The sequence below is a fragment of the Pseudomonas sp. UBA6276 genome, assembly GCF_002438365.1.
Classification (GTDB): domain Bacteria; phylum Pseudomonadota; class Gammaproteobacteria; order Pseudomonadales; family Pseudomonadaceae; genus Aquipseudomonas; species Aquipseudomonas coleopterorum.
This window is the reverse complement of record NZ_DJUS01000134.1, coordinates 2,853-25,048: the sequence shown is the minus strand read 5'-3', so window position 1 is coordinate 25,048 and position 22,196 is coordinate 2,853. Positions and strand designations below refer to the sequence as shown.

The following is a 22,196-nucleotide window of genomic DNA, read 5'->3' as shown; positions in this document are numbered from 1 at the left end:
GCAATCCCTGTAGCAGCTGCGCAAGCTGCGTCGGCGGTGCCCGCGGTGTTTCTGGATGACCGTGTTGAACCCGGACGCGGCTCGCGCCGCTGCTACGGGGTGCGGTGTTGCAGGCTGCGTTCGATGCGGGCGAGGCCTTCGGTCAGCAGTGCGCGCGGGCAGCCGAAATTCAGGCGAACGAATTGCTCCAGTCCTTCGCCGAACTCCGGGCCGGCGCTCAGGCCCACTCGAGCTTGTTCAAGAAAAAACCGCTGCGGATTGTCCAGGCCCAAAGCCGAGCAGTCCAGCCAGGCCAGGTAGGTGCTTTGTGGCGCATGCACCACGACGCCGGGCAGCCGCGTACGAATCGTTTCCAGCAGGTAGTCGCGATTGCCCTGCAGATAGGTTTTCAGCTGTTCCAACCACTCGCCCGGCTGCGCATAGGCGGCATGGGTGGCTTCCATCCCCAGCGGATTGACGCTGTCGACCATGCCCACCCGTGCCGCGTCGAAGCGAGCGCGCAACGAAGGATTCTGGATCACTGCAAAGGCTGTCTTGAGCCCCGCCACGTTGTAGGTCTTGCTTGCGGACATCAGGGTAATGGTGCGCTGCGCCACTTCCGGCGACAGCGACGCGACAGGGATATGCCGACGTCCATCGAACTGCAGGTCCGCGTGGATCTCGTCGCTGATGATCAACACATCCTGCGCCACGCAAATTTCGGCGATCGTGCGCAGTTCGTCGCGGCTATAGGTCTTGCCGATCGGGTTGTGCGGATTGCTCAGCAGGTACGCCGAGCTCTCGGCCAGCGCCTGCTGCAGCCGCTCCGAGTCGCACGCCCACTGACCTTGTGCGTCGGCCCGCAACGGCACCTCGATGCTGCGCATCTTCCAGTGCCCGGCTGCCTGGCGCAGCGGCGGATAGTTGGGGGTATGCACCACCACGCCATCGCGTTCGGCCACCAGACCGTGCAGCGCCATGTTGACCCCAGGCACTACACCCGGCAGAACCACGATGTCCTGCATCTGCACCTGCCAGTCATAGTGCTCGCGCAGGTAATCGACCAGCACCTGACGCAGTTCGTCCGAGGGCACGCTGTAGCCCAGAACCGGATGGGTCAGACGCGTCTGCAAGCGTTCGATGACCGCAGGCGGTGCGGCGAAATCCATGTCGGCGACCCACATCGGCAATACATCTTCGGGGTAGCGGCTCCATTTGGTACTGCCCGTGCCGGTGCGGTCGAACAGCGTGTCCAGGTCTGTACTCATCGTGTGCTCATGGCTGCAATGCATGGAGAATTCAAAGGCTTGTACGGGCATAGTAACCAGCCAAGGTGACTGCGGCCAGTCACGCCTATCAAGCCAGTCCATACAGCCGAAAAAAGATATTCAATGTTTTTTTAAAACTTTTTCGCGAAGCCCTTGGTCATTGCTGTAAGCGAGTTCACCTACTCGTTCTGCCACTGACCCAAAGGACTACAATCATGATCCGCGATGACCGTATCGCTCCAGACGGCTACACCACCCCGGTCTACCATGACCACGCCACAACCGCGCCGTTGCTCAAGCGAATTTCGTGGAGTGCGATTCTCGCCGGTGTGGTACTTGCCATGGTGGTTTCGTTGTTGCTCAACCTGTTGGGTACTGCCATCGGTACAGCCACCATCGATCCAATGCAAGAAGCCAATCCGCTGTCGGGCATCGGCACCGGTGCCGGTATCTGGGTCGTGGTCAGCGCAGTCATCTCGCTGTTCGTGGGCGGTTGGGCTGCTGGCCGTCTGGCACAGCGCGAAGGCGCTTTCCACGGTCTGCTGGTCTGGGCGAGCGTTTCGCTGATCACTGTCTACCTGGTATCCAGCGCAGTCACCGGCGTTGTCCGTGGCGGTCTGAACCTGGCTGGCAGCGGCGTATCCGCACTGGGCAGTGGCATCGCTCAAGTCGCTCCTGCACTGGGCGACAAGATCCAGGATCAACTGCGTCAGCAAGGCATCGACTTCAACCTGGAGGATATCCAGGGCGAGATCGAATTGGCCATGCGTCAGACCGGCAAGCCTGAACTGAACCCCGACAACGTCAAGCAGGAAGCTCAGGCGACTCAACAAGACGCGCAGAACACCGCTCAGCGCAGCGCCGAGAACCCTCAGCAAGCCGACAACCAGCTGTCTGGTCTGATGGATCGCATCAAGGCCAAGGGCGACCAGGCTTGGGATGCTGCTGACCGCGAAGCGCTGGTCAATCTGATCAAGGCACGTGGCAACAAGACCGATGCTGAAGCCAACCAGATCGTCGATCAGGCCCAGGCCAGCTACCGTCAGGCTTATGCCAAGTATCAGGAACTGAAAGCTCAGGCCGAGCAGAAAGCCCGTGAAGCTGCCGAAGTGGCCGCCAAGCGCGTTTCGCAAGGCGCCTGGATCCTGCTGATCACCCTGGTGATCTCGGGTCTGGTAGCCGCCGGTGCCGGTGTACTGGGTCGTCGTACTCAGCCACCTGCCAAGGTCGTTGCTGCGGTCTAATCGATCCGCACACGTAACACGGTTGTAGAAAAGCCCACGCTGATCAGGTCAGCGTGGGCTTTTTATTCGGCTACGATTGTGCGGTTCGAGGTCAATGACATTCGACTGAAGTAAGGCTCAGCCCAATAGGCTTTCGTAGGGAATGTTCATCCCGACATGCAGGCGCTTGATCATCGCAAGACTCAAGGAGCGTTTGGCGTTCAATACCTCAGACACACGCCCACTCGAGCCGATGAAGGGCTCCAGATCGCGCATGCTCAGGCCTCGCTGGTCCATTCGAAATTTTATCGCCTCGATAGGATCGGACGGACCGATAGGGTAATACTGGTCTTCGTATTTCTCGATGAGTATCGCGAGAACTTCCAATTCATCGGCACGAGCAGTACCAGGCTGCGCACCCCACAGCTCTTCCATGCGAGCGAATGCGTTCTGAAGGTCTGTCTCGTTACGGATGGGTTTGAGATTCATCAGATGGTCTCCACGTCGATCTGGTCATACTGGGCATGAGTGCCAATGAACTTAACCCATGCAATCTGGTGGTTGTAGTCGATCGCTACGACCAAGCGATACTTGTTGCCTGCTACGTTGAAAACGACCCTGCCTGCTTTGATGATGCTTGCTGTACCGATCTCGGCTTTTAGTGCCTGAGGGGTAAGCCAGCTGGCGTTGATCATGAGATTGTGCCACTCGATCAACGGCCGCTGCGCGTCACCGTGTCCGTTCCGCTCCCAGAATTCTCGCAGTGTTCGCTTGGCGATGACTCTCATGATAAATGCGGATCTCCCTTTTTGGGAGGATTTTCTGGTTCAATTGCGTGAGGGTCAAGTGTCGTTCTGGTGCCGGATGTGTATTGACCTACCCCATTGCACCACCAGTACTGTCGCTGAGCCAACAGCGGAGCGACAGGTTGCATCATAACGATCGCTCCTTTGCTGCCAAATGCCCTGCCTATGGTGTTTCACCCTTGGCACGATAGCTGCTCAAGCCCCTGCGAGCGCGACTATACGAATAGAGGCTCCTCATCTTTTCGTAGCGTTCAGGAGCTTCATCCATGGGTTCAACATCGGGCCGCAAGCCCAGTGGTTCATATCGCGCTTTCGTATCAAGCAGCGTGGCATTGTTCACCGCCACCAGTTTGGGTCTGGCCCACGCCGAGGATACCCAGCTGTCCACGGTGGTGGTGACGGGCGCGGCGCGCAGCGAAGCGCAAAAGGCCAAGGTCGAACTGGACAAGACCCCCGGTACCACCGCGGTCGTCGACATGAAAGAAGTCGAGAAAGGCCGTGCCTCCAATGCCGAAGACGTACTTGCGCTACAACCGGGGGTGTTCGCGCAGGCCACCAGCGGCACCGGTGCCAACAAGATTTCGATTCGCGGTTCGGGTTTGAATACCTTCTATCAGGGCTATGCCCTGGGCATCAAATTCCTCTACGACGGACTGCCGATCACCGGGCCGGGCGGGACTCAGGAAGACCTGCTGAACATGGCCGCAGTCGATCACACCGAAGTGCTGTACGGCGCCAACGCCTTCAAGCACACGGCGCTGTCGCTGGGTGGCGCGATCAACTTCGTCAGCCGCACCGGACGCACGTCCCCAGGCAACTACGCACGGTTCGAAGCGGGCAGTTTCGGCTACCGCAAACAGCAACTGAGCACCGGTGGCGTGGTCGGCCACAGCGACTACTATGTCAGCGTGCTGCACAACGAGCGCGACGGCTATCAGGACAACACGGCCAACAAGGGCCGCGACCTGATCGCCAACTTCGGTCATGTGTTCAGCCCCAAACTGGAAACGCGTTTCTTTCTGCGCTACCGCGAAGAACAGCTCACCAATGGCAACACCCTGACTCGAGCCCAGCTCAAGCACGATCCGCGCAGCAACGACGTCCCCACTGGTCGCAAGAAGGACGGCACCACCTTGCTGGGCAGCAACACCACCTACAGGTTCGACGACGACTCGACCCTGGAAGTGGGCCTGGGGTACAACGACTACCCGTTGCTCAACGGCTGGCGTTATTCGGTTTCGCCACAGGACTGGCGCTCCAAGGACACCAGCGTGGTCCTGCGCTATCGCCGCGCCCACGACGAACTGTTCGGCCTGCCCAGCGACAGCAGCATCACCTTCAGCAATACCCTGGCCTACCTGGGCGATGTCAAATCCCACAGCCGCAGCACCGGCCAACTGTTGCAGTACACAAAGTACACCGGCTCGCGCGACAGCGTGCTGGCGCTGGGCAACGAGCTGCAGCTCAACGACAGAACCTGGCTGTCCACCGGGCTTTCTTTCATCAACATCAAGCGCAAGGCCGAGATCGAATACACCACCGGGGTGAACACCAGCGAGTTTCCCGATGGCGTGAACTACTCCGAGTGGGACACCGCGCCGCGGCTGGGCCTGCGGTACGAACTGACGCCGGACATCCAGCTGTTCGGCAACGTCAGCCGCTCCATCGACCCGCCCGTGACCTGGCAGCTGGGCAGCACCGGCTCGCCGTTCATACGCGACGTGAAACCCCAGAAGGCCACCACCGCCGAGCTGGGCGTGCGTGCCAGTGCCGGGATTTTCGATGGCAGTCTGACGTTCTATCGGTCCTGGATCGATGACGAGATTCTGTCCGTGGTGGTGCGTCAGGCCTCGGCCAATCAAGACCAACTGGTGGCTTCGTCCAACGCCAGCCCGACCATTCACCAAGGCGTCGAGGCGGGATTGAATGCGCTGCTGTGGGAAGGGGAGAACGGCGACACGCTGAACCTGCGCCAAGCCTACACCTTCAACGATTTCTACTATCGCCACGACAACACCTTCGGCGGCAACGAACTGCCCAGCCTGCCACGCCACGTGTACCAGGCCGAGCTTCAGTACCAGCAGGCCGGAGGCTTCTACGCCCAACTCAACCTGCGTTCGGCCTCCAGTTACTTCATCGACTACGCCAACAGTTTCAGCGCGCCGTCCTACACCATCCTCGGCGCCCGCATAGGCTTCGAAGCCCCAAGCAAACGCTGGGACGTGTTCCTGGACATGCGCAACCTGACCGACGAACGCTACGCCACCGCAGCCAACACCACCTACGACGCCCGCGGGCAGGATTCGGCCAATTTCTACCCGGGGGATGCGTTCAATGTCACGACTGGCGTTGCGTTTCGGTTTTGATCGGTGCGTTGGCCTGTACGCTCAACCCAGGTATGGTTTCGCATGGGTACCAGTAACGACAAGGATGTGGCACATGTACGAACAAAGCACTTGTGACTCAAGCACGATTCGTCTGCGAGCGGCACAAATGGAGGATGCACAACAACTCGCACATGTTCATCTGGCCGCCTGGCAGGCGGCCTACCAAGACCTTCTTTCACCGTCCTACCTGCTGGCGCTTGAAGACAAGCTGGAGCAGCGGGCAAACGTGCTACGCGAGGCGATCGTTCAGCGGACAATGTCGTTGGGGGTGATCGAGCGAAGCGGGCAAGTCCTGGGTTGGGCCTCGTTCGGGCCCAGCAGGGATGCTGAGGCGGGTTCGGCTACGGCCGAACTGCGCGCTATCAATCTGCTGCCCGAGGTCTGGTCGCAAGGTCTGGGTCGCCAGTTGTGGCAGGTCATCCAAGAAAACCTCACGCGCGACGGCTACACCGACGTGACCGCGTGGGTATTGGCGGGGAACGAGCGGGCAATCGGGTTCTATCAGGCCATTGGGTTCGTCCGCGAACCTGGCAGCGAGCGAACGGTGGTTGAGGATGGGGAATCTCTGTCGCTGGTGCGTTATCGCACACAGTTGATCCCGTCTCTGGTGCAGACGCCGCTGCTGACGCCTCGTCTTGAAATAGTCGCCCCGAATGTTGCCCTGGCACAGCTCTTGGCGGATGCCTTGAACGCGAGTTACGAAACCCATCGTCTGTTTCTGGTTTGGAGCCGGCCACGCTGGGAGCTGACCGATACGCTGGACACCCTGCAGCGAGCGCAGAGCGATTTCGTCCGCCACGATGCGGAGAAAAAGTTCTTCCTGCTGACTCGCGAGCACCCGCAGCAACTGGTGGGGTGTATCGGCTTCACCCCCAAGGCCGATGGCTCCCACGAGATAGGCTACTGGGCGAACCAATTATTCCAGGGCCGGGGTTTGATGCGCGAAGCATTGACGGCACTGATTGCCCAGTTGCCTGGAGCACATTTGTACCTGACGACGTCTTCGGCCAACACCGCCAGCCGCCAGCTCGCGGAGTCGGTCGGGTTTCGTCTGGTTCGTACCTTGGTCGGCGATCGTCGATCCGATGTCTTCGGGGTGTGTGACACGCTGGTGTTCAACTGGCCCGCAGTGCGGCCTGCAGCATTCGAAGATGCGGCGCAGATCGCTGATGTGCATATCCGCAGTTGGCAGCAGGCGTATCGTGATTTGATGGATCAAGCTTATCTGGACGGACTGGACCAGACCTTGCTGCAGAGACAGGCAAACTGGGAACAGAGCATCACAGGGCACGATTCGCAAGTGCAGGTCGCCTCGTTGGCGGACGCTGTCGTCGGCTGGATATCGTTCGGGCCCAGCCGCGACCACGATGCAGACCCTCAACGAGTGGGCGAAGTGATGGCTGTGTATGTACTGGCCGAACACTGGGGCTCCGGAGTAGGGCGGCGATTATGGCTGGCAGCCCTTGCTCGGCTGGCCGAGCAGGGCTATGAAAAAGTCACGCTGTGGGTACTGGTCGAAAACGTACGGGCGATCAGGTTTTATCAAGCCGCTGGACTTGCCGAGGAGCCGGAAACACGACGGATGCTCGAACGCGGCGGGATGAAATTGCAAGAAGTCCGGTACAGCGGCCGTCTTTGACTGAGCGGGGTAGGTCTCATGCAGCTGTATGTCGTTCGTCATGGCGAAACATGGGCCAATGCCGAGCATCGGTATGGAGTTCACGCCGTTGCAACTTGACGACCAGAAACATCATTGGCTGGAAGCATCCTCCTGAACCCCGTCGATGGTCAGCAGTTGCTCCAGTATCTGCTTGGCCTGCGCGCCTGAAGTGCGTTTGAGTTCGATGGTGATGCTGTCGGTGTCGTCACGATTGCCTTTTTCGACGATGAATTGTCTGACCTTGCCCGCGCGGTTGCCCATCACTTCGTTGACCTTTTTCAGGGAAAGCGTCTGCGACGGGGCGATCAGTTTGATGACATGGACCTGCACGCGGTTGCGGTAGACCCGCTCCATAGGTTTTATGGCGATCAGGATCACCAGAATGATAAAGGTGGCGGCGGTGCTGACCACGTACAGCCCACCGCCTACCGATAGGCCGATGGCGGCGACTGTCCAGAGGCTGGCCGCCGTGGTGAGTCCGCGAATCACTTCGCCGCGCAGCAGGATCGAGCCGGCGCCCAGGAAACCAATACCTGAAACCACCTGCGCCGCCACCCGCGAGGGGTCGAGTTCGGTGTGCGCCATGGCCAGGGCATCCTGAAAGCCGAACGACGATACGATCATGAGCAGGCACGAGCCCACGCACACCAGCATGTGAGTACGCAGACCTGCGGCCCACAGCAGCCGTTCGCGTTCGAGCCCGATCAGGCTGCCGAGCAGGGCAGCCAACAGCAGGCGGATACACATTTCCCAATCGGTGAGCATGGTTGACCTCCTTGGTAAGGGTGGAACCCGCCGTCGTTGGCGTCGGGTTCCAAATTGACGATAGGCATGCTGACGACTGCAGGCGCTTATTGTTCACGATAAATAGGTGAAGAATTCTTCGCGGACGATGACCGCTCCCACGGATGATTGATATCAGGTGTTTGTTGACAGGGCTGTAGTGAAGTTTCAAGTGTTCGAATCAAGGCAGTCGTTCATCACCAAGTGTGTGCTGGCGGCCACTTGGCCGCTCTAATGTGCTGTTTTAACGCGTTTCAGCCGCTCAATAGCTGGCACGCTCTCTGCTATCACCCTGTTGCCAATAAATAAGCACCGTCTTTATTCAGGGCGGTGTTATATGAGTCAAGCAGGAGCAGGGAATGAACGGGGAAGTCATTGCAACAACGACGGCACGCAATCGCTTGCCGTCGGCGCTGGGCGCGGGGGCGACATTGCTGTTTATCGGCCAACTTCATGCCGCACCCGTCACCGAATCGGCCGAGCAGAAGCCGACCAGTCAACTCAGTACCGTAGTTGTTCAGGGTGCCAGGCTGGACGAGAACCAGCGCGCCGAAACGGCTTTGAAGGAAGTGGCAGGTGGGGTCAACTATGTTGATTCAGCGGCCGTAGAAAAGGGGCGCGTGTCGACCAGTACCGATATCTTCGCTCTGCAGCCCGGTGTAATCGCCACGCAGGGCGGCGGCAGCAACGACGGCACACGGATTTCCATTCGTGGGTCGGGTATCAACAAGGGCGTGGGTTATTTCCGCGCTGGCATCTTCTACCTGTTCGACGGCCTGCCGGTGTCCGGGCCTGGCGGTACGCCCTATGAACTGTTCGAGCCGCTGGGCCTGAGCCATACCGAAGTGCTGCGCGGCGGCAATGCTTTCGATATTGGCTCGTTGTACCTGGGCGGTGCGATCAACTACGTGACCAAGACCGGCTACAATTCCGCGCCCTTGCAAGTGCGCTATGAGGCCGGTAGTTACGGCTATCAAAAGCGTCAGATCAGTTCAGGGCAAGTGCTGGGCCCGCTCGACTATTACGTCAGCCTCACCGACTCGGCGTCGGATGGTTTTCAGGATCAAACCCAAGGCAAGAGCGCCGGTTTCGCCGGCAACATCGGCTACCAGTTTTCGCCGCAGTTGAAATCCCGTCTCTACTACCGCTATCGCACCACCGATAACGAGACGCCTGGTTACATCACCCGCGCGCAACTCAAGGACGATCCCGAGCAGGCCAACCCGGCCAGTGTGAACGTACGTGCGCATCGCAAACAGCCAGGTTCGACCTGGGTAGCGAGCAAGACCCAATACACCTTCGATGACGATTCCAACCTGGAAGTGGGATTGGTCTACCACGACTATCCAATCGACGCGCGACAGGGCGTCAACCGCACGACCTGGGGCTTCAGCGATTATTCCGCCAGTTTGAAATACGACCGCTTGGATACGTTGTTCGGCAAGAACAGCATCACTCGATTCAACGCGCTGCGGACCGAGCATTTGAATGCTTACGCCAAGACCAAGGTGCGGATTTCTTCCGGTATCACCGCCAACCTGCCGTCCGGGGCGTTGGTGCGCAAGGCTGAGTACGAAGGCTCCGACACCGTGTTGAGCGCCAGCAATGAAACCGAGTGGATCGACAACACGCTGTGGTTGAGCGCAGGACTTTCCGCCGTGGAGTTCCAGCGCAAGGCCAAGGTGTCGTATCCGATAGGTGGCGAGGCCGACAACCCCAACAACCCCATCGAAAAGAACGACTGGGAGTTTGCCCCCAGGGTGGGCGTGCGTTATCAGATCAATCCCAATTGGCAACTGTTCGGCAACCTCAGTCGCACGGTCGAGGCGCAGCAATCGTGGGCTTATGTATCCGGGGCGCAGGTGTTCAAGTCCGGGCCGGCCACCGGGCTCAACTCCGGCGGACAGAAACTTGAACCGCAGATTGCCGATACGTTGGAATTTGGCACCCGTGGGCAGTTCGGCAACAACAACTGGGACCTGACGTTCTATCGGTCCCACGTGCAGGATGAGCTGCTCTCGGTGATCATCAGAGAGGCCACGTCTACCGCCGATGCGCTGACCTCCGAATACAACGCCAGCAAGACCATTCACCAGGGTGTGGAGCTGGGTCTGGATTCTCTGCTGTACCAGAACGATGGTGATTCGTTGCACCTGCGTCAGTCCTATACCTACAGCGACTTTTTCTACCGCGATGACGAGCAGTTCGGCAGCAATCGGTTGCCCGGCATTCCCAAACACAATTACCAGGCTGAACTGCGTTATGACTTCAGCAATGGCGTCTATGTGGGCGTGAACACTTACTACGCCTCCAAGACACCGGTGGATTTTGCCAACACCAAGGACGCCGGTTCTTACAACCTGTGGGGCGCGATACTGGGCTGGGATTCGCCGAAGAAGGATTGGAATGTCTATCTGGACCTGCGCAATTTGACCGACGAGAAGTACGCCGCCTCCATCAGCCCGACGTTCAATGCCAACGGCAACGATGTCAGGGCGATCATTCCGGGGGATGGTATAGGTGCGTATGCGGGGGTGCAGTACAGCTTCCGGTAATTCAATGCCTACCGTAGGAGCGGTCATCGGCCGCGAAAGGGGCGCTGTGGTGTATCAGGCAGACCGAATCGCGCCCTTCGCGGCCACGGACCGCTCCTACGGGGGGCTATCTCTCACAAGTGTTGCTGGGGCAGCAGTCACTGAGCAGTTGCGGCTATTTCAAACATCCAGCCGCTACCTGATATCAAAAAAGTTCCCTGTTCAGGGCACTTGGTGATTGGCACGAACACTGCAATCTCCAACTTTATCGATGAGGTCGCAGACGTCATCACCCGAGTCCGACTATACCAATAGAAGCTCGCCTTATATTCATTGGGTGGGAGCAACACCGTTGAAGTTACATGCCTTTACGCCGTCATTGAACAATCGGCGCAGCAGCGCTTTTCGTTATACCGAACTTGCCTCAGGCCTGAGCGCCTGCCTGTTGTTCAACGTCACGCCGGCGCTGGCCGATACGGCCGAGCAACGCTTGCAAACGGTCACCGTGCAGGCGGCCAAGGCGACACCGGTCGAGCAGGCGCGGGCCAGGCTTGCGGAAGTGCCCGGTAGCACCAGCCTGGTCGACCAGGCCGAGGTCAACAAGGGCCGTTCGGCCAGCCTCGAAGACACCCTGGCCTACCAGCCTGGCGTGTACGCGCAGTCGGCGGGGGGCAATGACGCGATCAAGATTTCCATCCGTGGTTCCGGCGCGAATGCTTCGCCCGGCTACTTTCGCGAAGGCACCAAGTTTCTCTTTGACGGCTTGGCCCTGACCGGCGCCGGGGGCACGCCGTACGAACTGCTGGACGGGCAGGGCCTGCAGTACACCGAGATCCTGCGCGGCGCCAATGCATTCGAGTACGGCGCCTTGTCGTTGGGCGGTGGCATCAACTTCATCACCCACACCGGCTACAGCGCACCGGGCAGCCAGATCAAGCTCGAAGGCGGCAGTTTCGGCTGGCAGAAACAGACCCTGCGCACCGGTGGTGTGGTGGGCGATGCGGATTACTTCGTCAGCGTCGACAACGCTCGACGCGATGGTTATCAGGATTACACTTTCAGCAAGTCCCAAGGCGTGGTGGGCAATTTCGGCTACCGCTTCAGCCCGAAGCTGCAGACCCGCCTGATCGTGCGTTATCGCGAGGAATTCCACGAGAATGCCGGGGCCTTGACCCGTGCCCAGCTCAAACACGACAGCACCCAGACCAATGCGGCCACGCGCACCAGCCGCGGCGACTCCACCAAACGCGGGTCGACCTGGGTGGCGAGCAAGACCACCTACACCTTCGACGACGACGCGACCCTGGAATTCGGCATCGGCTACCACGACTACCCGCAGATCCTCAATCGGCGCAGTCCAGTCAACCCGAATTACTGGGACTGGAGCGACCTTAACGCCTCGCTCAAATACACCCGCAACGATCAACTGTTCGGGCTGGACAGCACCACCACCCTGGGCTTCACCAGCACCGAGCACCTGAATGCCGGCGCCAAGACCTACCGCGGTGACAAGGACCTTGGCATCCTGCAGAAGAACGTCAAGTACGACGGCTCGTCCGACCGTGTCTTCACCGTGGGCAACGACCTGGGGCTGACCGACCGGTTGTACCTGAGCACCGGCGTTTCGGCGATCCAGATCGAGCGCGACATCGACGTGACGTTCAGCGACCGAGCCAACACCAGCGGCTTCCCCACGCGTTACGACTATGACGGTTGGTCCCTGGCACCCCGGGCCGGGCTGCGTTACGAGCTGACGCCGAACCTGCAGGTGTTCGGCAACGTCAGCCGCTCCATCGACCCGCCCAGCTCGTGGTCGATCTCCAATTCCGGGGTGACCAACAACTACATCAAGCCATTGGTGCCGCAGACCGCCAACACCGTGGAGTTCGGTATCCGCGGCCAGTCCGAGCGCTTCGATGGCAGCCTGGTGCTGTACCGCTCCTGGATCAAGAACGAACTGCTGACGACCCAGATTGCCGCCGCCACTGGCAACACTGCGGCGATCGTCACGACCTCAAACGCCACCCCGACCATTCACCAGGGCATCGAAGCGGGGCTGACCACGCGGCTCTGGCAGGGCAGCAATGGCGACGTCCTGAGCTGGCGCCAGGCTTACACGCTGAACGACTTCTACTATCGCCACGACCCCTCGTTCAGCAGGAACGAACTCCCCGGTTTGCCCAAGCACATCTACCAGGCCGAGCTGCAATACCAGTACGCCAACGGCTTCTACGCAGGCGTCAACGTCCGGTCCGTGTCCAGCACGGCGGTGGACTACGCCAACACATTCAATGCGCCGTCCTACACGATTTTCGGTGCACGCCTGGGCTACGACGCACCGAGCAAGCAGTGGCAGGCCTACGTGGACCTGAAGAACCTAGGTGACAAGGACTACGTGACCGCCATCGTGCCCGGCTACAACGCGCAGGGGCAGGACACGGCCGCGCTCTATCCGGGGGATGGCTTCGGCGCGTTCACCGGTGTGACCTATAACTTCTGATGGCTGCCCGCTCATGACACTCGTGTTTCTCAGGGCCGCGCTCGTCAGCACGTTGCTAGCGCTGTCGGCCTGTTCGCCCAGTACCGATGTACCCCGCACAGATGCCACCAGTACGCCGGTCACGCGCGCGCCGAGCACCGATGGCATCGTCGACGGCGACCTGATCAGCTATCCCGCCAGCGACTACCACGAAGCCGGGCCGGGCGAGCGCGGCGGTACCCTGCGGGTGACCACCGCGGCCGATACCGGCACCTTCGATGTGCATTCCATTTCCCATGGCAACGTGCAGTGGCTGGGGCGGTTGCTCTACGACTGCCTGGTCTATCAGGACGAGCAGGGCAACGTCTCGCCCTGGCTGGCCAAATCGTGGGAGGTGTCGGACGACGGCCTGACCTACACCTTCCACCTGCGCGAGGGCGTGACCTTCAGCGATGGCGAGCCCTTCAACGCCCAGGCAGTGAAGATCAACCTCGAGCACATGCGCGATCCGGCCACCAAATCACCGCTGGCTGCGGCTTACATCGCGCCCTATGTGCAGGGGCGAGTGCTGGACGAGTACACCTTCGAGGCCACCTTGCGCGAACCCTACTCGCCGTTTCTCGACGTGCTCGCGCAATCCTGGTTGGGGATGATTTCGCCGAAGCAGATTCTCGAAGCGCCGAAATCGATCGCCGAGCATCCAGTCGGCTCCGGACCGTTCGTGCTGCACAGCTACACCCGCGACCAGGGCGCGGTGTTCGTGCGCCGCGAAGGCTATGACTGGTCGCCGCCAGTCACACGCCACCAGGGCGAAGCCTACCTCGACCGCATCGAGCTGAGTTTCGTGCCCGAGGCGATGATCCGCTTCACCTCACTGGAGGCCGGACAGTCCGATCTGACCCTGGATGCGCCGCCGCAGAATGCCAGGGGCATTCGCGAGTCGACGGCGCTGACCCTGCGCAGCCGCATTCGCAAGGGCAATCCGTTTCGCAGCCTGACCTTCAACGTGGAAAAGGCGCCGTTCGACGATGTGCGCGTGCGTCGTGCGGTGGCCAAGGGGATCGACCGCGAGGGCCTGGCCTGGATCATCGGTTTTGGCGAGTTCCGGCCCAAGGCTGATTTTCTCGCCGCCAATACGCGCTATTACGACCCGGCCTACAAAGACGTGCTGGCTTACGACCCCAAAGCGGCCAACGCCGCCCTCGACGAGGCGGGCTGGACCGCGCGTGATCCTCAGGGGTATCGCACCCGCAACGGCCAGCGGCTGGGGGCGACGCTGTTGGCCACCGAGAGCCCGAGCTTCTCCAGCGCCGTGGCGGTGGCGATTCAGGCGGACCTGAAAAAGCTCGGTTTCCAGCTGCGCATCGAACTGTTGCCGGTGGCCCAGGCCACCGACCGCCGCTATGCCGGCGATTTCCAGATGATTGGCGGCGGTTACTGGCACACCAATACGCCGGACGGCCTGTACATCCTCTACCACAGCGACTCCATCACCTCGGAAAAACGCATCGGCCAGAACGCCGGTCGCTTTCGCGATGCCGAGCTGGATCGACTGTTGGCCGCGGCGCGGCGCAGTCACGATCCGGCGCAGTTGCAACCGCTGTACAGCAAGGCACAGCAGCGTCTGGCCGAGTTAGTGCCGGTGGTGCCGTCGTTCGAGAGCCATGTGCTGGTGGCGTATTCCAAACGCCTTGCCGGGGTGATTTTCGACACCTCCCACAACACCGTTTTCCTGCCCAGCCTGTGGCTGCAAAAGGAGGCTGAATGAACAGTATCGCGATCAGGATTTTCTGGCGGCTACTGGCCGGTGTCGGGGTGCTGTGGGGCGCGGCCAGCCTGACCTTTCTGGCCATCAACCTCAGCGGTGGCGACCCCGCACTGGCCATTCTCGGCGGCCCGGAATCCATGCCGACCCCGGAGATGATCGTGCGGGTGCGCGCCGAGTATGGCCTCGATCAGCCGCTGATCGTGCAGTACGGCCACTACATCGCTCGCCTGGTCCAGGGCGATCTGGGCGAGTCCTATCGCCTGCGCATTCCGGTCACGCGGGCCATTGGCGCACAGATCGGCGCCACGGTGCAGCTGTCGATCTGCGCGGCGCTGGTGGCCGTGCTGCTGTCGGTCATCAGCGCGATCACTACGGCCAAGCGCAGCCCGTGGGTGCGCTCGCTGGTGTCGGGGACCGAGCTGGTGCTGTCGTCGGCGCCTTCGTTCGTCATCGGCATCCTGTTGCTGCTGGTGTTCGCCTTTCACTGGCATGTACTGCCGCCTTCCGGATCGGGCAGTTGGCAGTCGCTGATCCTGCCGACCTTGGCTCTGGCCCTACCACTCGCCGCCGTACTGACCCAGGTGCTGCGTCAGGAACTGGAAGACATACTCGACCAACCCTTCATCGCCATGGCGCGCGCCCGGGGCATGTCCGAAACCGGCGTGCGCCTGCGCCACGCCCTGCGCCATGCGCTGGTGCCACTGGTGACCCTGGCCGGCTTCGTGTTCGCCAGCCTGCTGGGCGGGGCGGTGATCGTGGAGTTGCTGTTTTCCCGCCAAGGCATCGGCCGGCTGATGCTCGATGCCGCCAATGCCAAGGACGTGCCCATGGTCTTGGGCATCACCCTGTTGGCGGCGGCGATCTATGTGGCGGTGAACCTGGTGGTGGACCTGATCAACCACTGGGTCGACCCGCGAGTGAAGTCCGCATGACCCGAATTTTCATGGCTGCTCGGCAGCCCGATGACGCAAGGAATGATCATGAGTGTTGAACAGCGTACCGGCGGTTTTCCGCTGGCTTCCGACTACGCCCGCCTGCGGGCCCCCTTTGCCGAGATCTTCGCGCGCATCGAGGACACTGCGCTGGCCCGCGAGCAGCAGCGCGAGCTGGCCTTCGATGCGGTGAACTGGCTGCGTGAGGCCGGCTTCGGGGCGCTGCGCGTGCCTCGCGAGCAGGGCGGCGGTGGCGCCAGCCTGCCGCAATTGTTCGAGCTGCTAATCGAGCTGGCCGAGGCTGACTCGAACCTGCCGCACATCCTGCGCGCGCATTTCGGCTTCGTCGAAGGCCGCCTGTCCCGCGACGAAGCCGAGTCCCAGGCGTACTGGCTGGGCAAGGTGGTTGCCGGTGATCTGTGGGGCGCGGCCATGGCCGAGCGTACCGACACCAGCAAGCAGAGCGTGACCTTGACGGCCGAAGGTGAGCAGCGCTGGCGTCTGGACGGCAAGAAGTTTTACTGCACCGGCACCCTGTACGCCGACTGGATCGCCGTGTCGGCGCTGACCGGTGAGGACTTCGTCAGCGTCTCGGTGCCGACCAACGCGCCCGGCGTGAGCCGCGACGACGACTGGGACGGCTTCGGCCAGCGCCTGTCGGGCAGCGGCACCACGCGTTTCGACAATGTCCCGGTGCCGTCCGAGTACGTGTTGCGTCGCTATGCAGCCGGCGAGCAGCGTCCCGAGTCCTACATTTCGGCGTTCTATCAACTGTTTCACCTGGCGACCCTTGCCGGGATCGCCCGGGCGGTGCTGCGCGATGCCAGCGAGTTCGTCCAGGGCCGGACCCGCGCCTTTGGCGTCCCGGGCCAGTCCAGCCCCAAGGAAGATCCACTCGTACAGCGCGTCGTCGGTCGCCTGTCGAGCCTGGCCTATGCCGCGCAGACCCAGGTGCTGGCGGTCGCCCAGGTGTTGCAGAACGTCTACGAGGCCGAACGTGCCGGGCAGGCCAGTGAAGCCCATTACACCGAGGCCGAAGTGCGCGCCTTTCAGGCTCAGCAGATCGTGCTGGAGCAGGTGCTGGAGGCCACCACGCTGTTGTTCGAAGTCGGCGGTGCCTCGGCCACCAGCCAGTCGCGGCGCCTGGACCGGCACTGGCGCAACGCGCGCACACTGGCCTCGCACAACCCGGCGATCTACCGCGAGCGGGCGCTGGGTAACTACTACCTCAACGGCATCAGCCCGAATGCCGCCTGGCGCGCCTCGCAGGCTGCGCACGACGCCGCCCAGTCCGAACCCGCCACTGCGCTGCACGACGAAGCCAGCGCCGTCTGAACCGTTTCCAAGGAACCGCCATGAGCCCCAAACCGCAAATGAGCATCGGCATGAACATCCTCGGCTTCGGCGCCCACGCAGCCGCCTGGCGGGCGGAGGAGGTGCCGGCCAATGCCTATCTGGACGCTGAGTATTATTGCAACATCGCGCGCATCTCCGAACGCGGCACGCTGGATGCGATCTTCCTCGCCGACGGTCCGGCGCTGGGCGGCGACGTGGCGCAGCACCCGGCCGGTCGCCTGGAGCCCACCGTACTGCTGACCGCCGTGGCGCTGGCCACTCAACGCATCGGGGTGATCGCCACCGCGTCCAGCACCTACAACGATCCGTTCAACCTGGCGCGGCGCCTCTCTTCGCTGGACCACATCAGCGGCGGCCGGGCGGCCTGGAACGTGGTGACCAACGCCGGCGATGCCGCCGCGCAGAACTTCGGCCTGGCCGGCGCGCCGCTGCACGTGGACCGCTACGCCCGCGCCGACGAATTCATCGACATCACCCTCAAGCTGTGGGACAGCTGGGAAGACGACGCGATCATCGGTGATGCCGTCAGCGGCCGTTTCGCCGACCCGGCCAAGGTGCACACCCCCAACTTCGTCGGCGAGCACTTTTCGGTGAAGGGCCCGCTTAACCTGCCGCGCTCGCCCCAGGGCCGACCGGTGCTGGTGCAGGCCGGCTCCTCCGAAGGTGGCAAGGCGCTGGGCTCGCGCTACGCCGATGCGATCTTCACCACCCAGACCACCCTGGAAGACGGCCAGGGCTTCTATCAGGAAATGAAACACCGCGCCCGTCAGTGGGGGCGCAATCCGGCGCACCTGAAGATCATGCCGGGCCTGTCGACGGTGATCGGCAGTACCGAGGCTGAAGCCCACGCGCGCTTCGATCGGCTCAACGATTTCCACGGCGAAGAAGGCTTGCTGTATCAGGTGGCGGCGCGCGTCGGCCTGAGCGTGGCCGAGCTGGACCCCGACGCACCCTTGCCTTGGGACAAGATCGGCCCGGTGGCCTCGTTCGAACGCGGCTCCCACGGGTTTCTGGAAGCCCAGCTGAACCTGGCGCGTCGGGAAAACCTCAGCATCCGCCAACTGTCCCGGCGCATTCTGGTGGGCCATCGCCTGCTGGTCGGCACCCCGGAACAGGTCGCCGACACCCTGGAGCACTGGTTTCTGGCCGGTGCCGCCGACGGCTTCAACATCATGCCGGACATGTTTCCCTCCGGCGTCGAGATCTTCGTCGATGAAGTGGTGCCGCTGCTGCGCCAGCGCGGCGTGTTCCGCCACGAATACAGCGGCCACACCCTGCGCGATCACCTGGGCCTGCCGTATCCGGCCAGCCAGTACGCACACAGCGCCTGAACCTCTCTCGGCTGCAACGGACCGATTCGAACCATGAAATATCGCACCCTTGGCAACACCGACCTCAACGTCAGCCTGCTCGGCCTGGGCACCATGACCTGGGGTCATCAGAACAGCGAGCAGGACGCCCATCGGCAACTGGACCTGGCCCTGGCGCACGGCGTCAATCTGATCGACACCGCAGAGATGTATCCCACGCCGACCCATGCCGATACCTGGGGCAGCACCGAGCGCTTCATCGGCACCTGGCTGCAACGCAGCGGGCGTCGTGCCGACGTCGTGCTGGCCAGCAAGATCATCGGCCCACCGCGCCAGCCGGGCACCGGCGGCCACATCCGCGACGGCTTGACCCGCCACGACCGTGCCAACATCACCGCCGCGCTGGAAGGCAGCCTCAAGCGCCTGCAGACCGATTACCTGGACCTCTACCAGCTGCATTGGCCCGATCGCACCACCAATATCTTCGGTCAACGTGAATACCCCTATGTCGACGACAGCGGCAGTGTTGCCATCGAAGAAACCCTGGAGGTGCTCGGCGAACTGGTCAAGGCCGGCAAGATCCGTCACATCGGTGTCTCCAACGAGACGCCCTGGGGCGTGGCGCGCTTTCTCCAACAGGCCGAGCAACGCGGGCTGCCGCGCATTGCCAGTGTGCAGAACCCCTACAGCCTGTTGAACCGGCTGTACGAAGGCGGGCTGTCGGAATTCAGCCATCGCGAAGGGGTGCGTTTGCTGGCCTATTCGCCACTGGCGTTCGGCACCCTCACCGGCAAATACCTGAACGGCGCGCGACCGCAGGGTTCGCGACTGACCTCGGTGTACCGCACCTTCAACCGCTACGACAGCGAGTCGGCCAGCCGCGCCATCGCCGCCTACGTGCAGTTGGCCAAGGACTACGGCTATACGCCTGCGCAACTGGCCTTGGGCTTCGTTGCCCGGCAGCCGTTCGTCAGCAGCGTGCTGACCGGGCAGACCAGCGAGGCGCAGTTGCAGGACAACTTCAGCGCGCTGGACATCGAATTCACCCCAACCCTGCTGGACAAGATCGCCGAGATCCATCGCGCGACCCCCAACCCGGCGCCTTGATCGGCGCTTGCCGTACGGAGAATCGTCCATGGCAATCAGTTCATCGCCCACGATGCTGGGCCCGGTCCCGGCGGGCACACTGGACGCCGGCATCGGCCGTCGGCGCGCCCGCACCCTGTTGCGCCCAGGCCTGGTGCTGGCCGGCGCCTTCGTGCTGCTGCTGGTGGTGGCGGCCATCGCCCCAAGCCTGTTGACGTCGATCGACCCGCTCGATGCCGTGGCGCGCCAGGCGTATCGCGCGCCCGATGCGTTGCACTGGCTGGGCACCGACGAGAATGGCCGCGATGTACTCAGCCGCCTGATCCACGGCGTGCGGCCTTCGCTGCTGCTGGGCCTGGCGGCCACGGCCATGGGGCTGGCACTGGGCACCTTGCTGGGCGTGGTCGCAGGCTTGGGTCCACGCTGGCTGGACGCGGCGGTCATGCGCAGCGTGGACGTGCTGCTGGCGTTCCCCGATCTGCTGCTGGCGCTGGTGATCATCACCTTCTTCGGCCAGGGCACCTTGAACCTGATCATCGCCGTCGGCATCGCCAGCGTGCCGCGCTACGCCCGCCTGGTGCGCGCGCAAACTCAGGTGGTGCGTGGCGCAGGTTACGTGGAAGCGGCGACCACCCTGGGCCTGGGGCGCGCAGCGGTGATCGGGCGACACGTGCTGCCCAATGCGATCAAGCCGGTGTTGATCCTGGCCACCATCGGCATTGGCGGCAACATCACCGCAGGCGCGGCGTTGAGCTTCCTCGGTTTTGGTGCGCCGCCGCCTGCGCCGGAGTGGGGGACCATGCTCGCCATCGGCCGCAACTTCCTCGCCAACGCCTGGTGGCTGGTCGCCTGGCCGGCGCTGGCGATCACCTTCACCGTCATTTCGATCACCGCCATCGGCCGTGAACTGCTGCGTCGCAGCGAAGGAAAACGCTTATGAATGCCATTGTCCAGCCAGCGCTGCCGGTGCTTGATGTACAGGATCTGCACGTCGCTTTCGCCGGCCAGGCGCAGCCGGTGATCCGCGGCATCAGCTTTCAGTTGCGCGCCGGTGAATGCCTGGCGCTGGTGGGCGAATCCGGTTCGGGCAAGAGCGTGACCTCGCGTACCCTGGCCGGGCTGACAGGGGCGCACGCTCAGGTCCGCGCCGAGCGCTTGTCATTCGCCGGGCGGGATCTGCGCACGCTGCGCGAGAAGGACTGGCTGCAACTGCGCGGCGCCCAGTTGGGCTTCGTCATGCAGGATGCGTTGGGTTCCCTGGACCCGTTGCGACGGGTCGGCCAGGAGATCGCCGAGCCGCTGCGCCTGCACACCGACCTGAAGCGCCAGCAGCGCGATGCGCGGGTCATCGAGCTGTTGCGGTCGGTCGGCGTTCCCGAGCCGGAATTGCGTGCGCGCCAGCACCCGGGCCAGTTGTCGGGTGGCTTGCGCCAGCGTGCCTTGATCGCCTCGGCCATCGCCTGCAACCCGCGCCTGCTGATCGCCGACGAGCCCACCACGGCGCTGGACGCCACCGTTCAGGCGCAAGTCATGAGCCTGCTCGAATCGCTGCGCGGGGCAGACACGGCCATGCTCATTGTCAGCCATGACCTGGCAGTGGTCGCACGCCTGGCCACACGCATTGCGGTGATGCAGCACGGGGTGATCGTGGAGCAGGGCAGTGTCGACCAGATCCTGCGCGATCCTCACCATCCCTATACCCAGAGCCTGCTGGCAGCCGGTACCGCGGTGCACTTTCGCCGCGCTTACGGTGACGCGGCGGCCATTGCCGAAGTGCCCCAAACCGGCGAAGTTCTGCTTCGCGCCGAACACCTGAGCAAGTCGTTCCCAGGTCCGGACGGGCGGGTGCGCAGGGTGGTCGCGGATGTATCCCTGCGCCTGGAGCGTGGCCGGACCTTGGGCATCGTCGGCGAATCCGGGTCGGGCAAGACCACCCTTACGCGCATGATCCTGGGACTGGAACGTCCCGACAGCGGTCAGGTGTGGATCAACGGCCAGCGCTGGTCCGATCTCGACAAGGCCCAGCAGGCGAAGGCTCGGCACAGCATTCAGGTGGTGTTCCAGGATCCGCTGAGCTCGTTCGATCCGCGCTACACGGTGCAAAAGGTGCTGTTCGAGGCGTTGCAGGTGGCGGGTCATCCCCGTGCAACGTGGGAGAGCCGGGCCCAGCACTTGCTGGCGCTGGTGAAGATGGACGCTGCGGTAATCGATCGGCGACCCATCGAGTTGTCCGGAGGGCAACGCCAGCGTATCGCGATTGCCCGCGCGCTGGCGGCCGAGCCGCAGATTCTGGTGTGTGACGAGCCGGTGTCGGCGCTGGACGTGTCGGTACAGGCGCAGATTCTGGAATTGCTCGACGATCTCAAGAATCGGCTGGGGCTGGCGTGCCTGTTCATTTCCCACGACCTGGGTGTGATCAACCACGTCAGTGACCATGTACTGGTGATGAAGGATGGCGAGGTGGTGGAGGCGGGCGCGGTGCGACAAGTCCTCGACCGCCCGCAACACCCTTACACCCAAGCCTTGCTCAGCGCCGTACCGACCCTGCAGACCGGCGCCCTGCGTGCGCTCACCTATCTACCCCTGGCGATCTGACCCGAGCCGCTACACGATCCGCTCGCCACA

General features: G+C 62.5%; 16 protein-coding genes and 1 pseudogene. 13 read left to right on the top strand and 4 right to left on the bottom strand.

The features are described 5' to 3' along the window. Positions 1-92 precede the first annotated feature (92 nt). Positions 93-1,247 (bottom strand): MalY/PatB family protein, encoded by a 1,155-nt coding sequence (locus tag B2V21_RS16200; protein WP_286917382.1) that lies wholly within the window; start codon positions 1,245-1,247, stop codon positions 93-95. 215 nt (positions 1,248-1,462) lie between these two features. On the opposite strand from B2V21_RS16200, the gene B2V21_RS16195 reads away from it, so the two are divergent. Next, positions 1,463-2,491 (top strand): hypothetical protein, encoded by a 1,029-nt coding sequence (locus tag B2V21_RS16195; RefSeq protein WP_286917381.1) that lies wholly within the window; start codon positions 1,463-1,465, stop codon positions 2,489-2,491. 117 nt (positions 2,492-2,608) lie between these two features. Here B2V21_RS16195 and B2V21_RS16190 read toward each other — a convergent pair whose 3' ends face one another. Further along, complete coding sequence (locus B2V21_RS16190) at positions 2,609-2,959, bottom strand: helix-turn-helix domain-containing protein (protein WP_134721856.1); 351 nt, start codon at positions 2,957-2,959, stop codon at positions 2,609-2,611. Further along, entirely contained in the window at positions 2,959-3,258 is a 300-nt protein-coding gene (locus B2V21_RS16185) for a type II toxin-antitoxin system HigB family toxin (protein WP_134721857.1), read from the bottom strand. Before B2V21_RS16185 ends, B2V21_RS16190 begins: the two co-directional genes overlap by 1 nt. A 284-nt stretch (positions 3,259-3,542) precedes the next feature. On the opposite strand from B2V21_RS16185, the gene B2V21_RS16180 reads away from it, so the two are divergent. The 3 genes and pseudogenes from B2V21_RS16180 (at position 3,543) to B2V21_RS16170 (ending at position 7,302) form a co-directional block, all read left to right on the top strand. Beyond that, positions 3,543-5,642: a TonB-dependent receptor family protein gene (locus B2V21_RS16180; RefSeq protein ID WP_286917380.1), complete on the top strand. Its 2,100-nt coding sequence runs from the start codon at positions 3,543-3,545 to the stop codon at positions 5,640-5,642. Further along, positions 5,602-6,702, top strand: a pseudogene (locus B2V21_RS16175) (GNAT family N-acetyltransferase); the annotation flags it as partial. The gene B2V21_RS16180 and the pseudogene B2V21_RS16175, both read left to right, overlap by 41 nt. Before the next feature lie 90 nt (positions 6,703-6,792). Further along, the gene (locus B2V21_RS16170; protein ID WP_286917415.1) at positions 6,793-7,302 is read left to right on the top strand and encodes a GNAT family N-acetyltransferase; all 510 of its coding nucleotides are present in this window, start codon (positions 6,793-6,795) and stop codon (positions 7,300-7,302) included. A 111-nt stretch (positions 7,303-7,413) separates the two neighbouring features. Here B2V21_RS16170 and B2V21_RS16165 read toward each other — a convergent pair whose 3' ends face one another. Continuing rightward, the gene (locus B2V21_RS16165) at positions 7,414-8,088 is read right to left on the bottom strand and encodes an MgtC/SapB family protein (RefSeq protein ID WP_043190299.1); all 675 of its coding nucleotides are present in this window, start codon (positions 8,086-8,088) and stop codon (positions 7,414-7,416) included. A gap of 377 nt (positions 8,089-8,465) precedes the next feature. Between B2V21_RS16165 and B2V21_RS16160 the strand changes: the two genes are divergently transcribed. From B2V21_RS16160 to B2V21_RS16120, 9 genes are all read left to right on the top strand, one after another. Next, entirely contained in the window at positions 8,466-10,661 is a 2,196-nt protein-coding gene (locus tag B2V21_RS16160; RefSeq protein WP_286917379.1) for a TonB-dependent receptor family protein, read from the top strand. A gap of 331 nt (positions 10,662-10,992) precedes the next feature. Further along, positions 10,993-13,140 carry a TonB-dependent receptor family protein gene (locus B2V21_RS16155; RefSeq protein WP_286917378.1) on the top strand — a complete coding sequence of 716 codons (2,148 nt, stop codon included), beginning with the start codon at positions 10,993-10,995 and terminating at the stop codon, positions 13,138-13,140. Positions 13,141-13,153: 13 nt separating this feature from the next. After that, positions 13,154-14,887 (top strand): ABC transporter substrate-binding protein, encoded by a 1,734-nt coding sequence (locus B2V21_RS16150; protein ID WP_286917377.1) that lies wholly within the window; start codon positions 13,154-13,156, stop codon positions 14,885-14,887. Beyond that, positions 14,884-15,819, top strand: a complete 936-nt coding sequence (locus B2V21_RS16145; protein ID WP_056842431.1) for an ABC transporter permease — start codon at positions 14,884-14,886, stop codon at positions 15,817-15,819. Before B2V21_RS16150 ends, B2V21_RS16145 begins: the two co-directional genes overlap by 4 nt. Before the next feature lie 48 nt (positions 15,820-15,867). After that, the gene (locus B2V21_RS16140; protein ID WP_286917376.1) at positions 15,868-17,154 is read left to right on the top strand and encodes an acyl-CoA dehydrogenase family protein; all 1,287 of its coding nucleotides are present in this window, start codon (positions 15,868-15,870) and stop codon (positions 17,152-17,154) included. 20 nt (positions 17,155-17,174) lie between these two features. Continuing rightward, positions 17,175-18,506: an LLM class flavin-dependent oxidoreductase gene (locus B2V21_RS16135; protein WP_286917375.1), complete on the top strand. Its 1,332-nt coding sequence runs from the start codon at positions 17,175-17,177 to the stop codon at positions 18,504-18,506. Between the two features lie 33 nt (positions 18,507-18,539). Then, positions 18,540-19,592 carry an NADP(H)-dependent aldo-keto reductase gene (locus B2V21_RS16130; RefSeq protein ID WP_286917374.1) on the top strand — a complete coding sequence of 351 codons (1,053 nt, stop codon included), beginning with the start codon at positions 18,540-18,542 and terminating at the stop codon, positions 19,590-19,592. 52 nt (positions 19,593-19,644) lie between these two features. Then, positions 19,645-20,511, top strand: coding sequence for an ABC transporter permease (locus B2V21_RS16125; protein ID WP_286917414.1), 867 nt, complete (start codon positions 19,645-19,647; stop codon positions 20,509-20,511). Beyond that, positions 20,508-22,166 (top strand): dipeptide ABC transporter ATP-binding protein, encoded by a 1,659-nt coding sequence (locus tag B2V21_RS16120; RefSeq protein ID WP_286917373.1) that lies wholly within the window; start codon positions 20,508-20,510, stop codon positions 22,164-22,166. The genes B2V21_RS16125 and B2V21_RS16120 overlap by 4 nt, the downstream gene beginning before the upstream one ends. Positions 22,167-22,196: the final 30 nt, after the last annotated feature.

Coding starts and splice junctions, on each gene's coding strand:
- B2V21_RS16130 (WP_286917374.1), top strand. CDS start 18,540: ATGAAATATCGCACCCTTGGCAACACCGACCTCAACGTCAGCCTGCTC.
- B2V21_RS16125 (WP_286917414.1), top strand. CDS start 19,645: ATGCTGGGCCCGGTCCCGGCGGGCACACTGGACGCCGGCATCGGCCGT.
- B2V21_RS16140 (WP_286917376.1), top strand. CDS start 15,868: ATGAGTGTTGAACAGCGTACCGGCGGTTTTCCGCTGGCTTCCGACTAC.
- B2V21_RS16200 (WP_286917382.1), bottom strand. CDS start 1,247: ATGAGTACAGACCTGGACACGCTGTTCGACCGCACCGGCACGGGCAGT.
- B2V21_RS16120 (WP_286917373.1), top strand. CDS start 20,508: ATGAATGCCATTGTCCAGCCAGCGCTGCCGGTGCTTGATGTACAGGAT.
- B2V21_RS16165 (WP_043190299.1), bottom strand. CDS start 8,088: ATGCTCACCGATTGGGAAATGTGTATCCGCCTGCTGTTGGCTGCCCTG.
- B2V21_RS16180 (WP_286917380.1), top strand. CDS start 3,543: ATGGGTTCAACATCGGGCCGCAAGCCCAGTGGTTCATATCGCGCTTTC.
- B2V21_RS16150 (WP_286917377.1), top strand. CDS start 13,154: ATGACACTCGTGTTTCTCAGGGCCGCGCTCGTCAGCACGTTGCTAGCG.
- B2V21_RS16160 (WP_286917379.1), top strand. CDS start 8,466: ATGAACGGGGAAGTCATTGCAACAACGACGGCACGCAATCGCTTGCCG.
- B2V21_RS16195 (WP_286917381.1), top strand. CDS start 1,463: ATGATCCGCGATGACCGTATCGCTCCAGACGGCTACACCACCCCGGTC.
- B2V21_RS16185 (WP_134721857.1), bottom strand. CDS start 3,258: ATGAGAGTCATCGCCAAGCGAACACTGCGAGAATTCTGGGAGCGGAAC.
- B2V21_RS16135 (WP_286917375.1), top strand. CDS start 17,175: ATGAGCCCCAAACCGCAAATGAGCATCGGCATGAACATCCTCGGCTTC.
- B2V21_RS16190 (WP_134721856.1), bottom strand. CDS start 2,959: ATGAATCTCAAACCCATCCGTAACGAGACAGACCTTCAGAACGCATTC.
- B2V21_RS16145 (WP_056842431.1), top strand. CDS start 14,884: ATGAACAGTATCGCGATCAGGATTTTCTGGCGGCTACTGGCCGGTGTC.